The following is a 15,339-nucleotide window of genomic DNA, read 5'->3' on the forward strand; positions in this document are numbered from 1 at the left end:
GACAACTATCAATATAATTAAAATCTATTTAAGGTGAAGCAAGATCATATCATTCAGAAAGTTTTTGTTGAAATTACAGTCAACAACAAAGTAAAAGCATTGAGTATAAAAGACGATATTAATAACTTCTTATCTCTTGATGTTTTTCCGGAAATAGAAAAGCAAATCAATGCTTTAGAGCATATGTTAGCTGGCCACACCTTACAAATTCCCAAACTAGAATTGAATCTGGATGTAAAAAATAGCTCATTAAATACTGAATTAAAAAATAAAATTGCTGAACTTTTTAAAGAAGAGCTGTCAGAAATTAGTAAACCAATCGAAATTTCAAATCAAAAAACAGAAAGCGACCCTAAAGCATATCTAATTGACAGTCAGGAAAAAGCTCTTCAATCTTTTATCTATTTCTTAGAAAACGGGTATATGCCATGGTGGAATCTGGAAAGAAAGGGAATTGCTTTATTAGAACCAAAGGTATTTGATACTTTGATTTTGGCTAACAACTTCAAAAAAAGTATTATTTCTATTTTATCAAAAACCAATGTTCAGAATCGAATTATCAATCAACTTTCAAATGAGCAGATTGCACAATTATGTGTAACCATTTTAAAAAATAGGGACTTAAAAATCAATTTAAATGTTGATATAATACAATATATCTCAAAACTGAATCAAGCGGAAAGACAAATCGTTTGGGGGTTGGTTTTGAATGTATTATCGCAGCATTTAAGTTCACCAAATGTTAATCTTCGAGAATATTTTCTACAACAAATAGTAAAAATAGAATCAGCTTCAACCATTTTTTCAAAGGCAAAAAACAAGCATCAGAATCTGAAAAAAGTAGTTAAGATATTTCCTTTTATTACAAAAGATGAAATTTTTGAAAGTATAGAAAGCATCAAAAATAATTCAGAAAACAAGTCTGAAAATTCAAAAACTTCAATGGAAACAATTCATCAAAAGAATGAAATATTCCATGAAAATTTAAGCCAGGACGACAATGATTTAAGCCAAGATAATGGCCAATATATTCAAAATGCAGGGCTTATCTTGATACATCCGTTCATCAAAACATTTTTTGAGCACTGTGATCTTCTGGATCCAAAAAACCAGCAACTCCTTAATCCTGAATTGTGCGCACACTTATTACATTATATCGCTACCGGAAAAACAAATGCTCCCGAATACGATATGGTTTTTGAAAAATTCTTATGTAATATTCCGATGAACCAAACTATTAATAAGCATATTAAACTTTCGCGCAAGCACAAAACACAAGCTAAAAATGTAATAGAAAGTGTTCAGCATAATTGGAACCCAATGAAAACATCATCTTCAGCATTATTACGAAATGAGTTTTTCCAACGGTCTGGTAAATTAGTTGTCACCGACCACGATTATACCCTTACCGTAGAGCGAAAAGCGCAAGATATTTTACTTGATAAGCTTGGTTGGGGGCTTGGTCTTGTTAAACTACCATGGAAGGAAAAATTCATATTCGTGAACTGGTAATACCATTTGTATGATGGGTTTATGCAATACAGAATCTTTTGTATGAACCGATTTTCTATTAAAAAACAACATTTCCTTCGCAGTCCTCCCGCATTACAATCTTATTTCCACACTGTCAACTCAAAATAAAATTATGAAATCTCCTATTAACCATGAAAAATCATTAATAAAACAAAAGTTAATGAAAAAACCGAAGAAATGAATCATTTATTTCAAGTCAATGATGTAAGTCACAACTCTTTAAATGAAGAAATGAAATGGTTGCAATTGCTTATTGAAATGCGATGTAAAGAATTGTTTTTAGAAGAGGAAACAGAATTGAATAGTATTGATGAAGTACCCGAAGCTCCAATATTAGATGATGAATCACCCTACTCTGTTACCACAAATACGCACCAACTTACAGCAATAGACAGAGTAATATTAGCATTGGGGATTGCTTCGGCTCATTATCCATCCATCTTAAAAACATTTATACAGATAGAAGAAAATAGCAGTGCTTTTGCTATTGAAGCAGGAGGTGAATACAACAAAGCCAATCGTAGTTTTAAGCCCACTTTTCAAACCGCCCTATTTTTGCTTTCCGGTAAAAATTTATCCCTATGGTCACACTATAGTGCCCAACTCATAAAAGGAAGTGTACTATTAAAAAATGATATTATTTACAATCGTTCTTCAACTGAATTTATTCATGGAAAAATTGAGTTGGACACCGCTTATTTAAACTATTTCTTGTCAGGTCAAAAACCACAACTAGACCACGGCTCTTACTTTCCGGGGAGGCTTTATAAATCTAATCTCACCATGGATGATATTATTTTAGAAGATAATGTAAGAGAACAAATAAAACCCATTGGGCATTATATAAAAGCATTGGAAAACGGATTTTTCAAAAGTAATGACCATAGTTTTAAAGCCGGTTTTATTGCCTTATTCTATGGTGCACCAGGAACAGGAAAAACAATGTTGGCAGGAATACTCGCCAATACCTATGCTATTGACATGTATCATGTGGATCTCTCGCAAGTGGTAAGTAAATACATTGGTGAAACTGAGAAAAATCTTGAAGTGTTATTCAACAGACTGCAAGGTAAAAATTGTATGTTGTTTTTTGACGAAGCAGATGCTTTGTTTGGAAAACGTTCTGATGTAAAAGATGCTCATGACCGGTATGCCAATCAGGAAGTATCTTATTTGTTGCAAAGAATAGAAAAATTTGATGGATTAACAGTCTTGGCCTCCAATTTCGAAAATAATATGGATGATGCTTTTAAGCGCCGTATCGATGTTTCTATTAATGTAATACGACCAACAGAAATGACCCGAGAATCGCTTTGGAAAAATTATTTACCTAAAAATATAACCTTTGAAAGTGACAATCTTTTGAAGCATTTAGCCAAAGAATATTCTTACACAGGTTCTAATATTCGCAACATTATGAAGAATGTAACAATCGCATTGTATGATCGTAATGAAACCATTATTACGCATTCATTACTAAGTATTTATTTAATGATAGAAAACGAAAAGGCTTTTGGAAAAAATCAGTCTCGTCTTAGTCCATTTGTACAAAAATCATAATAAACTTTTAGCACAACATAATGACCTCATTTAATCATCAACAATATGAGCAGACATAACAAAACATTTGCGCCAAGAACCAGCAGGTTCGATGCGCAAGCCATCGATACTATAGAAGAGCAAGAAAAATATACCTCAATTAGCAATCAAGATGCTAAAATCTCCCTCACAAAAACAGAAGTTACCCAAATAACATATGCTCCATTCCAAAACAGAGCATTTAATAAAGTAGAAAGGGGTTCATCTATTATAAAATTTTTAAATAATGGATTGCATGTTTTAGCACTCAATAAAGCACTCAATAAACTAGGTTACAAAGCACCTGAAAATGAGACTTTTTTTGGTAATAAAACGAAAATTGCGCTTATGAGTTTTCAAAGAGATCATGGCATTCAAAAATCTGGAGTTTTTGATAGGGAAACTTTATTGAAAATGGATGAGGCGCTGGGAGCATCAAAAAAACAGGAGAAAAAAGATCAGCTTTCAGTTTCTGAGCGTGCTAAAATACTATACGAAGCTTTTGAGCACAGAAATTTATGGATTTTTGGAGCTACAGATGAAGATAAAGTTTTTAAAGCTTTAGACAAACTTTCTTATGAAGACAGACAAGAACTAATTACATATTATGACAAAACATACAAACCAAAAAGGAAAGCAGGGTTAGTAGAAGATTTATATGAAGAATTAGAAAGTAATAAAGATTTATATAAAGCTATAAAATTATTATATGCAAACTTTGAAGAGCCACAACAAGAACCTCAACCAGCGTCACAGCAAGAACTGGAGCAGGCATCAAAAGGTCAGTTAATAGAAGAAGTTCTTATAATTGCTAAAAGGCCATATCCATGGATTAAATCTAAAACAAAATATACACTGGAAGGAGAACCAATAGAATTTGAATGTGCATATCAATATGAAACACCTATTATGTATGCCACGGGCAACAAACCAAAAATACCCGAAGTTGTCCGAAAAGTATTGATACAAAAAGATGGTACGGTATATAGCCTTTTAGATCGCCCTGATTTTGTAGAAAATATAAAAACTTTCAGACAAGACGGAAGTGTAATTAGTGAATTTTCAATTAATACTGAAAAATCGGGCATTTACACATTTGTGTTTATAATAGAAAATACTATCACCAATGAGTTTAGTGCGTATACCAAAAAACATCAGGTTAAAACACTTGAAGAGGCAGCATCCGATAATTTGAAAAAGAATAAGATTCAAAATTATTCAGATTTTAGGCAACAAATAGCATTTATAGACTTTAATCTTTCGAAAGGAGCAGTTAAAGAACAAAAAAGCAATCCGGATTTCTTTATTAAAACCGAATCTTCTACTAAAAATCCTGAAGAAGTTGGAACTGCATATTCGGACTATATTCCTCACTTATATTATTCAATCAAAGGAAAACCGATTCCTAAAGACCATCATTATTTTTGGTTTGCAGAAATCAACACCCCGAAAGAAATGGCGGATGGAGTTAGCACATTACTAGGCGTTGAATATGCGAGAAATGCGGTTGTACACGGCTATCAAAGAGGAACGTATTTCGGTAAAGATGGCTGGGATATGAATTCGTCGCAAACAACAGCCGCTTTTTTAGGTTCATTTACAGGTGTTTTTACAATACATTGCCTAGAATTAGACAAAAGCAACCATCTGGCAGGACAGCAAGCATCTTACCAACAAGTGATCTTGCCAAAAGAGGATTACAAAGCTCTTCAGAACATTAGAGAATACAAGAGAAATATTGATAAAAGTTTTAATACCATTCTTCCTAACACAGCATTAGCTTTAAATGCCATTGTTGTAAACGAAAAAACTACAGAAACATTATCTCTCAATTTATTTTTAGGAAAAAGCAAAACAAATTCCAAAAATTATGTATTAACAGATCTTACACCAGGTGTACTGCACAAGCGTACCTATGAAGGAAGTAATATAAAAGATTTATTTAAAGAATTTGACCGCAAAAATACCTATCCAGATGGCATATTAGCGTATGAAATTCCGGTAAATACATTGGGTTATCCTAGCATGAAAGGTAATTTCACTACCGATGGAGAATCCATGTGGGAATCACTTTCTACTAAAGCGGGTTGGGCTTCTTTAGGTTTGGCAGTAGCAGGATTGGCGGCATCGTTTACACCGGCAGCTCCTATTGCGCCTTTCTTATTTATAGCTGCAGGAGCTACAGGAGCAGTCTCCGGTACAGCAAGTATCATCGATAAAGTACAACAAGGCACGCTTACCAAAGAAACCCTTACTTTGGATGTTATCATGATAGCTTCCAGCTTTTTAGGGATGACCGGATCATTATCAAGCATCGTTAAAGCATCATCTATTTTAAAAATATCCGCAACAGGAATGCGGTATATTATTATAACCGATTTTGCCCTTAATGGCACTGCCGGAATTATGATTACATCTGATGGTTTAGAAAGTATACAAGCCATTAATGATAATAAAAACTTAACCACAGCAGAAAAAATAGATGCTACGGTTAAAATTTTGGCACAATTAACTTTAACTGCTGGTTTATTGGTATTAAGCAGTAAAAATTTAAAAGGAGCAGCAATAGAGGGTGAGCAACTGCCAAAGAAGAAAAATAAAACTTCAACACAATCAAAAAAACCTTACAACCCAGAGCAGCATTCGGAATTTATTGATACGCCTGAAAATTTGATGGGTGGAAAAGCACCTAATAACAAGATCAGCAATAAGCCATTAGAAAATCGTTACCAACAGCCCGATTTTAATAAGTTTCTAAAATCCGTTGAGAGCGGTTTTCCATCTGATGAAATAGCAAAACAGGCTTATGATCTATTTAAAAACAAAAATTGGAAGCAATTAGAACAATTATTTAAAGATAATAATCTAAATGGAAGTTGGCCTCCAAACCGAGGAGCAACAAGTACCGTAGATGTTACTTTAAAGAAAGGAAGTATTTTTGACAGATATGGTGGGTGGTTTGATGATAGTGGAGCTTTCCAAGATAAAGGAACCTTTGCAGGAAAAGGCGGCACTCCCTATACAGAGAGAGCTTTACCTAAAGGGACAGATAGTAAGCCATATAAAAGATATGAAGTATTGAAAGATATACCTCAAGTCAGTGAGGGAGAAATAATCCCTTGGTATGGAGAAAAAGGTGGAGGTATTCAATATGAACTACCAGTATCTATCAATGATTTAATAAAAGAAGGGTATATTAAACCTATCAGTAAAACATCAAAAAACACTAATTTAGCTAAAGCAAGATCTATTAAAGGAAAAAAAATAAGAAGTAATAAAAATGAGGACGAAAATATAGTAAAAGCAGATAAAACGACAATTATAAGTAAGATTGTTACTGACGAAATAAAAAGGATTACCAACGCAAGAAGGCAGCTGGCTATTGAGTTTTATCAGAAACATAATGATTGGATGACTATTGATGATATACGCTCTCATATATCTGGTATTGATTTTACTAAACCAATAGAAATTGTTAAATTGCGAGAAGGTACAGAATTAATACAATATACTAAGGTAAACACAGAAGGCACACCATTAAGAGGAGATTATTATACTGATAATCTAAAAAATACCCCTGGTGAGTTAGGAGTTTCCGACAAGTATAATGTTCAAACACCCGATAGACTACAAACACAAGAAATAAAAGAAGTAAACAGAGAAATATTAAAACTACCAAAAGACGCAGAAGGATTAAAAAGTACATCTGCTGAGATAAATGACACATGGTCGAGAATAGATAAATATGGTAATAAATTACCCGTTCATACAAAAGGAGGTGGAAACCAGATATATATTCCAAAAAGTCAGTTTTAAAAAAATTATATAAAAATGTATACTAGACTAAATAAGCATAGAACAAAAAAATATTATAGGGATATAATAAATCAAGCTATAATAGAAACAGATGAGTTACTAAAAATGTCTCCTGAAATTCAAATGTATCATTCAATACACAATCAGCTAATTGACATTAATGAAAAAATAGTAAAAAATAATATTGTTTTTTCCGAAAATGAATTATACAAAAGATATTCTTTAGGAGAAATAGCTGTTAAAAATTTTGATTTAGAACATGATGAATATGCACAAAAATTGAGTGATTCTTTTGGAGGAATGTTCGATTATCATGAAATGCCGGAATCTCTATGATTGCAGAATAAAAACTGAGATAACAAACTCAAATTTATACCGTGCAAACTACTAAAACAGAGTTTATCACTAAGGATATACTAAACTTATAACTAATTAAATATGATTAAAAAAAACGAAATAACCAGACAAAAATTATTTGACGGCGATGAAGAAAGATGCCTAAAAGAAATTTTTGAAATTGAAAACCAAAAAATCAAATTAATCGATTTTTACAATAACCCATTAAGAGATTTAAAAAAAGAAATAGATGATGAAAGTTTTGATACAATTGTCAGAGAAAGTGAATTTTCTGTAAGAAACAGTATCATTGAAAAATATGTATCTGAAGAAGGATTAGAAATTCATTATCTAAAAAATAATGATATGATCTATCTATTTTCATACGGAGAATATCAACTTGGAAGATATATGTTATTTTTAGAAGGCAGTTGGCGTTTATAAATGAAGGGTATTTTCTTCAACTTACACAGGTAATGAGCCCCTACTCTCTTCTAATAAATCAATTGAACATAATTCCACCAAATTCAAAAAAAAATAATCGCATCATTTAAAAGAATGCGATTATTTTTTATATGTCATTCATTACTTCACATTCATTTTTCGAACAAAATCATCCCATTGATTATTCAAATATGGCAGCGCCTTCTTTTTTTCACTTTCATTCAGGGAAGAATAGTTGATTGAATTAAAAACCAGTTTTTTCAGTGCTTTTAGATCAAGCTCCCAATATACAAAAGCGACCCAGAAATCATAACCAAGACCTTCATATCCGTACACACTGGGGTCATCACTGTTAATAGAACACTGTACTCCATTACTTAATAAAACTCTTGCAGGGTGGTTCCGCAGATCACTGACATATCCTAAAATCTGGTTACTGATGGGGCTTACCTCAACCAGTTTATTTTGTTTTTTAATCAATTCCATTGTCTTTGGAAAATAGATCAAATTCAGACCGTGCCCAATCCTTGGGTTGTTTAATGATGAAATATCTACGATATTTTTATTAAAGACAGAATTACTTTCGCCTGCATGAAGAAAAAGAGGCATCGTTACCCCATACTTTTTACTGAGCACATCTAATTTCATCCAATTTTCCTGGAAAGAATTGATACTGTTTCCGGCCGCCTCATCTGCTACAAGATCAAAACCCGAAATAACATTAGGGAACTCTTTTTTGATTTCAAAGGCCGTTTCAAGTTGTTGATTTATACTTTTAGGATCTAAAAATTTAAAACTTGAATAAATCAATTTCAAACTGAACTGCGGCTGTGATTTTTGGATCTCTTTAACAACATCCTGCAAATCAGTGATTGAAGTCTTTAATGGATATTTTCCATGCTGAAAATCATAAAGCTCATCAAATATAAACCTGATTTCTAAGTGCTGCACTTTATTTGCCACCAAATCCTGAAAGCCTTTCCTGTAATATTCTTTAAAAAAAGGACGGTAAGGCAATAACAGACTAATACGTTTAAAACGTTTCTCAAATTCAATCCAATAATCTGTATAACTACACAACTGATCTCGCTTCAGGATGAGAAGCTCTGTTAATTCTTTTTCAAAAGCAGGATTTACTGTAAGCTTTTGATTAAGATTGACAAATCCTTTTGGAACTTTTCCTCCTTCAAAAAAAGCCAGCTGACCGAAAATAAACTGGTCATTATCAGCTTGATCATAAACGTAACATTCTTTGTACTTTCTTGCTGCTGTAATCACCCATTTTACATCAGTAATCCCTCCGCTATGGCTATGCAGCAGGCCTCCTTTTGGCATTGATTGAAAGATATTAAATAATTCACTGCTTTCTATCAATGGCTTTATTTCATTAAAAGAACTATTAAACAATGGTATTTTCTGTTGATTTGTATCGGTAAGGAGCTTTTTCCGTAACTCAAATAATTTTTTATCCAATACGATTTCAGCATCAGATAATTTTATATCAGTATCAAAAGCCAATGCTTCATTTTGCTGTTCCAATACAGTCCAATCTTTTTGGTAAGTGGATTGTTCAGCCACTCTATTTTGGGCCCCAAACAAAGGAAATCCAAAAAGTAAAATATAAGTAAAATATCTCGTCTTCATAATATTGAGATTTGCTTTGTACGATTGATTTTACGCAACAATGTATTGAAAAAAAATAAAAATTACAATGAAATTCTATCAAAAAATATAATAATTTTTTCGAGTAAAAAGCAATAGCCATAAGACCCCCTTGAAAAGTTCTCATTATCAGGATTAAAAGGATTATTTCATTACTCTTCCATTTATTAAAAAAAAGAAAATTAGGTTTAAATAAAATCATAAAATACGGATTCCCACAAATTCATTTTTTTAATATGAATATCTTTGACATAAAAATAAGATGTATATTTCAACTAGACCGTAAATGTTAGTTTAGAAATAAAAAATGCTCAGATATGAAACCTCAACCAATATAACAATAAGGTTTTCACATCAGATATTATCATTAAAGAAAGATTTCTCTTATTCAATTAAAGGAAAGACAGGTGAAATGCAATATAATTTTTGACAGAACAGAATCATGAAAATCCTCCATACTGCAGACTGGCATATAGGTCAGCTGTTCCATGAATACGACCGTACCTACGAACACCAAAATTTCCTGAATTGGCTGGTGCACACTTTACAAGATGAAAAGATAGACGTACTTCTCATAAGCGGAGATGTTTTTGATATTTCCAATCCTGCAGCGGCCTCTATAAAAATGTTTTACAGTTTCTTAAACAGTGCCACGAAAGCAAACCCAGATTTACAGATTATTATTACTGCAGGCAATCACGATTCTGCGTCTCGATTAGAAGCGCCAAAGCCGTTATTGGAATCCTCGAATGTACATATCATTGGTTTGGTTGAAAAAGATGCAACAGGAAATATTGATTATGAAAAATTACTTGTTCCTATCTATGATCATTCAGGAAACATAAAAATATGGTGTCTGGCTATTCCGTTTTTACGTATGGGTGACTATCCAACGATTCCCGACTCTGCAAATCCTTATACCGATGGCGTAACTGCATTATATCAGGAAGCTTTCGAATATGCAGAGCAAAAAAAACAGAATGGACAAACCATTATTGCCATGGGACATCTGCATACGCACCATGCCGAAATCACCGAACTGGATAAAACCGAACGATTGATTATGGGAGGTGTAGAATGTATTCCGGCCACGGCGTTTCATCAGGATATTAAATATGTCGCATTAGGTCATATCCATAAGGCACAATGCATTGGTGGAAAAGAACATATCCGATATTCGGGAAGTCCATTACCGATGTCTTTTTCTGAGCTTAATTACAAACATCAGGTTATTGTGTTTGAACTCAACGAAGAAATCAGCAACCTTACATCAGTAGAGATCCCACTCTTTGTTCCGCTACAAAGAATTCCTCAAACCTCGCTGCCTTTACAAGAAGTGATTGCGTTATTAGAAAAATTACCTGTCATAGAAAACGATTTAGAGATAGCGCCTTATCTTGAAGTAAAAGTATTGCTTGATGGACCTGAACCTGCTTTAAGACATAAAATAGAAACTGCATTATTGGGTAAAAAAATAAGACTTGCTAAAATTGATGTTAAATACCCTAGCGCAAGCCAGCAAACACCTGAATTTATTACCCAGGAAAAACTAATCGAGCTACAACCCTTGGATGTATTCGACAAAATATACCAATCCAAATACAATAGCAATGTTCCTCCCGCTATACTGCAACTTTTTCAACAGGTAACGGAGGAAGTAAATCAAAAAGGAGAATAAGATGAAGATACTGGCCATACGCATAAAAAACCTAGCCTCCTTAGAAGGAAATACTGAGATTGACTTTACCGCCGAACCCCTTTGTTCAGCCGGAATTTTTGCCATCACCGGAGCTACCGGAGCCGGCAAATCTACCATATTGGACGCGCTCTGTTTGGCTTTATACGGTAAAACACCCCGATACCTGCAGGCAAAAGAAACAGGAATAGAAATCTATGATGTGCAAGGAAGTACCCTTAGCCAGGGAGATGTCCGAAGTATTTTACGTGACGGAACAGCCGACGGATTTGCTGAGGTTGATTTTAGAGGCGTCGATGGGCAACATTACCGTGCCACCTGGAGCGTAAGACGTGCCAGAAACAAAGCGGAAGGAAGTATGCAGTCTGATTCTGTCACTTTAAAGAATATAAGTTCTGAGGTAGCTATTCCGGGTAAAAAAGTAGAAACACTGAGAGAAATAGAAAGGCTTGTTGGCTTAAATTTCGAGCAATTTACCCGATCTGTATTATTGGCACAAGGCGATTTTACAGCCTTTATGAAAGCCAGCAAAGATGAAAAGTCATCCTTATTAGAAAAACTTACAGGAACCCATATTTACTCCGAAATTTCTAAAAAGATATTCGAAAAAAACAGAATTGAAGAGCAACAGCTTCGCGAACTTACCCTCCGAAAAGAAGGAATTGTAACCTTCAACGAAGAAGAACTTAAAACTTTATTGGAAGAGCAAAATGTTTTAACAACTCAAATTCAAGGGTTAGAAAAAGAAATAGAAAACCTAAGCAACGAAATAAGTTGGCATGAGCAACTTACTACATTTCAAATCAATCTTCTTGAAGCCAATACCGCATTACAACAAGCAACTGAGAATAAAGCAAATACCAGTACTCGCAGGCAAAAACTATTGGTGACTGAACAGGCGCAACAAACCAGAAGTTGGGCAGATGCACAAAAATATTCACAACAACAGCATGCTGAGAAAACTAGCGTTTTAGCCAAGTTAGAAGAAACAATTACATCGCTTCAGGAACAAAAAGGAAAATTAGAAACACAGTTTTTAGACGCTGGAAATCATTTAATCACACAAAATCAAGCGTTTGATAATGCTCTCCCCTTTCTTGAGCAAGCAAAAAAACTCGATACGCTCCTCGTTGAAAAAAAGGAAACATTAGAAAAAACAAAAAAAGAAGCTGAAAGTGCTTCAGAAGCAAGCAGCAAGCAGCAAAAATCATTGGTAGATAAACAAGCAGAATTGGCAATTGTATCAACTCAGATTACCACTATCACCAACTGGCAAACAGAAAACAGAGACCGCAGCCCAATCGCTGAAAATAAAAATATCATTCTCTCCAAATTACAGGATGCTCAAAAACTTTTGGAAACGGTACAGTCTTCCACCAAAGAATTGGATGTACTAAAGGATAAAATTAGTCATACTGAGACCGAAAAAACAACGATTGAAGCGAACCTAGGCAAACAGAGTCAAGAATGGGAAAATCTAAGGAAAACTTATGATTTCCAATCGAAAGAATTGCTATTAATACCAATCGAAAGTTTAAATTCAGATAAAGAATCAACAACCCGTTCTGTCGAAAATACCATCAAAGCACAAGCGCATTGGCAACTGTTATATGGCACACTTACGGAATTGGAAACTTTAAGCCAAAAGCAACTAACAGATCAATCCGACTCCCAAACAAAACAACAAAGTCTGGAAGAACTTTCCAGACAATTGCTTGTAGAAAATGCTCAAAGAGAAACTGCCGCACAGCTTTTACAGCAAGCCCGTCTGGCATCAGCCGAAAATATTGAGACGCTTAGAAATGCTTTAGTTGATGAAGAACCTTGCCCGGTATGTGGCAGCACAAACCATCCTTATACCCAACATCATCCGCAATTACAAAATGTATTGGCTACGTTGGAAGAAGTCTACAATGAAAATGATCGCATCTATCTTACCAGTTTTGGTAAGCATAAAGCTTTAGAGCAGGCTTTTCAAACACTACAACAGACCATTCAAAATCAAAGCGAGGCCATTCAGATCATTCAATCTGCCTTGGAAAGTAGAAAACAAATTTGGGAACAATTCGATATTGCCCAAGAAAGTCATTCGCTTCCTGATGTTAAAAAAGCAGACTGGATTGAAGAAAAATTACAATCCCTCCAAATAAAACAAGACGGTTTATTTACGCAAATAAAGGCTCATACTCTTCAAAAACAACAGCTAGAAGCCGATAAAATTAAAATCGATCAATTAAAAGAAACCATTGATAGCCTTACCAATCAACTGAAAGATAAGAAAGCGTCCATTGCTCTTTACCAAGAACAGCACAATGGAAAAGCTAATGAACAGAACAAAGCGACATTGGATCTTCAGGAGGTTGAAAAAATAATCTCCCCTTACTTCACCACCTCAGAATGGATGAAAAACTGGAAGGCAGATCCCAATACATTTGTAGAACGCATTGAAACCTTTGCCAAAACATGGAATGAAAACTTGGAAAATTTAGCGCAATATACTCTTCAAAAAGGTTCACTTGAGGCAACGTTAAAAGAGCTGGAAAACCAGGCAAAAAAACTGTTGTCAGAAGTTTCCAATACCTCAGCAGTATATGCACAACAAAACCAAAATTATTTGGAACTGACGAAGCAACGCCATGATATTTTCGAAGGGAGATCTGCAAAAGACATGGAGGATCAGTTAAAACAATCCATCATTAAAGCTCAAAAACAGCAGGATCAGCTTAAAGAAATACAACAGGAACTCAGCATTAACAGTACAAAAACCAGCACCCAAAAAGAGGAACTGTTAGCCACAATAAGCATTTTAACAACAGAAGTAAAAAATGCTTCAGAAAAAATAGAAATATGGCTTAATGATTATAATCAAAAAAACAATCAAAGTCTAAGTATTACTGAGCTTCATCAGCTTCTTACCTTTACGAATGATTGGATTGATGCCGAACGTATAGCATTACAAACTATTGATGATGAGGTAACCAAAGCAACTTCCATCCTCTCTGAAAGAAAACAATTGCTAGATGCTCATCAGCAAAAATCGATATCCGAACGCCCACTCGATGATCTCAATGCATTATTTACAGTGGCAAAGTCGGATGCAGAATTACAGAAACATAAAAGAAGTGAAATTGGGTTCCAATTACAACAGGATGAAGCCAATAAGAATAAAATTGGTGACTTACTGAAAAGTATCGAAACACAAGCCGGCATTACCGAAAACTGGAGTAAGCTGAATGACATTATTGGCTCTGCAGATGGTAAAAAATTCCGTCAAATTGCTCAGGAATATACTCTAGATGCTTTGCTTGGTTACGCCAATATTCACCTGCAAGCCCTCACTAATCGATATAAGATTGAACGTATTCCTTCTACGCTTGGCTTACAGGTTGTGGATCAGGATATGGGTGATGAAGTTCGCACCGTCTACTCGCTTTCTGGTGGAGAATCTTTCTTAGTTTCGCTTGCCCTTGCTTTAGGTCTGGCCTCTTTGTCATCCAGCCGCATGAAGGTAGAATCTTTGTTTATTGATGAAGGTTTTGGCTCTTTAGATCCTACGACCCTCAATATTGCGATGGATGCCTTGGAAAGACTACACAATCAGGGTCGTAAAGTGGGGGTGATTTCTCATGTACAGGAAATGACAGAAAGAATACCTGTGCAAATTAAAGTGAGTAAGCAGCAGAGCGGGAAAAGTAAAGTAGAAGTTTTGGGAATGTAAAACGTAATGAATGAAATAAAGGGGCTAAATCATTTAGACTAAAAAAAGTTTATACCCTACGGACAATCATAAAAATAATTAATGAAATTATAAACTTTCAATTTAACCACAAAAGAGGCAAAAGATTAACACATGAGTGTTTTAAGCTAAGCCTTAAACTGCAAATAAGAGCACATCAGTTTTTAAACATTTTTTGAGAACTTTTGTGTTCTAAAAATTACATAATGGTTAGCTATCCAAGTAGCTTTTGTGTTGCTTTTGAGGTTAATTTTCAAATAAACAGAGCGTCTTTATCAATAGGAACGGGTTTTAACCCGTTCAAATAAAACAAAAAATCAATCGGCTTCAGCCAAAACTAATAAAAGAAGACTGATGAATCGGGGAGAAAACTAATTATTATTAGATGTACTCACTTAAACAAAGAGTGTATCTATTAATAATATCATAAATTATGACATCATTATTAAAATTAAAATGATGGAATTCATCAATCCAATAAACAATCATTACATTTGTAATACCTCTGTTTCATCCTTCATGAACATAAGGTCTTTAT

The 15,339-nt window shown here is 34.2% G+C and carries 8 protein-coding genes; 7 read left to right on the forward strand and 1 reads right to left on the reverse strand.

Translation table 11 applies throughout. The annotated features are described in order from the left end of the window. Positions 1 to 33: 33 nt before the first annotated feature. The 5 genes from AMQ68_RS06450 (at position 34) to AMQ68_RS06470 (ending at position 7,707) form a co-directional block, all read left to right on the forward strand. A complete protein-coding gene (locus AMQ68_RS06450; protein ID WP_054509746.1) occupies positions 34 to 1,512 on the forward strand; it encodes a contractile injection system tape measure protein in 1,479 nt (492 codons plus the stop codon). A gap of 198 nt (positions 1,513 to 1,710) precedes the next feature. Then, positions 1,711 to 3,093, forward strand: a complete 1,383-nt coding sequence (locus tag AMQ68_RS06455) for an ATP-binding protein (protein ID WP_054509747.1) — start codon at positions 1,711 to 1,713, stop codon at positions 3,091 to 3,093. Positions 3,094 to 3,138: 45 nt separating this feature from the next. After that, positions 3,139 to 6,927, forward strand: coding sequence for a glycohydrolase toxin TNT-related protein (locus AMQ68_RS06460; RefSeq protein WP_054509748.1), 3,789 nt, complete (start codon positions 3,139 to 3,141; stop codon positions 6,925 to 6,927). Positions 6,928 to 6,942: 15 nt separating this feature from the next. Next, positions 6,943 to 7,263, forward strand: coding sequence for an immunity protein Tsi6 family protein (locus AMQ68_RS06465; protein ID WP_054509749.1), 321 nt, complete (start codon positions 6,943 to 6,945; stop codon positions 7,261 to 7,263). A gap of 102 nt (positions 7,264 to 7,365) precedes the next feature. After that, positions 7,366 to 7,707, forward strand: a complete 342-nt coding sequence (locus AMQ68_RS06470; RefSeq protein ID WP_054509750.1) for a hypothetical protein — start codon at positions 7,366 to 7,368, stop codon at positions 7,705 to 7,707. 141 nt (positions 7,708 to 7,848) lie between these two features. Here AMQ68_RS06470 and AMQ68_RS06475 read toward each other — a convergent pair whose 3' ends face one another. Then, a complete protein-coding gene (locus AMQ68_RS06475; protein ID WP_054509751.1) occupies positions 7,849 to 9,351 on the reverse strand; it encodes an adenosine kinase in 1,503 nt (500 codons plus the stop codon). A gap of 460 nt (positions 9,352 to 9,811) precedes the next feature. Here AMQ68_RS06475 and AMQ68_RS06480 point away from each other — a divergent pair, with 460 nt between their 5' ends. Together AMQ68_RS06480 and AMQ68_RS06485 are read left to right on the forward strand one after the other, a co-directional pair. After that, positions 9,812 to 11,047: an exonuclease SbcCD subunit D C-terminal domain-containing protein gene (locus tag AMQ68_RS06480; protein WP_054509752.1), complete on the forward strand. Its 1,236-nt coding sequence runs from the start codon at positions 9,812 to 9,814 to the stop codon at positions 11,045 to 11,047. A 1-nt stretch (position 11,048) separates the two neighbouring features. Continuing rightward, positions 11,049 to 14,783, forward strand: coding sequence for an AAA family ATPase (locus tag AMQ68_RS06485; RefSeq protein WP_054509753.1), 3,735 nt, complete (start codon positions 11,049 to 11,051; stop codon positions 14,781 to 14,783). The last annotated feature ends 556 nt before the right edge of the window (positions 14,784 to 15,339 follow it).

It is taken from the genome of Chryseobacterium sp. ERMR1:04 (assembly GCF_001297705.1).
Taxonomy (GTDB): Bacteria; Bacteroidota; Bacteroidia; order Flavobacteriales; family Weeksellaceae; genus Chryseobacterium.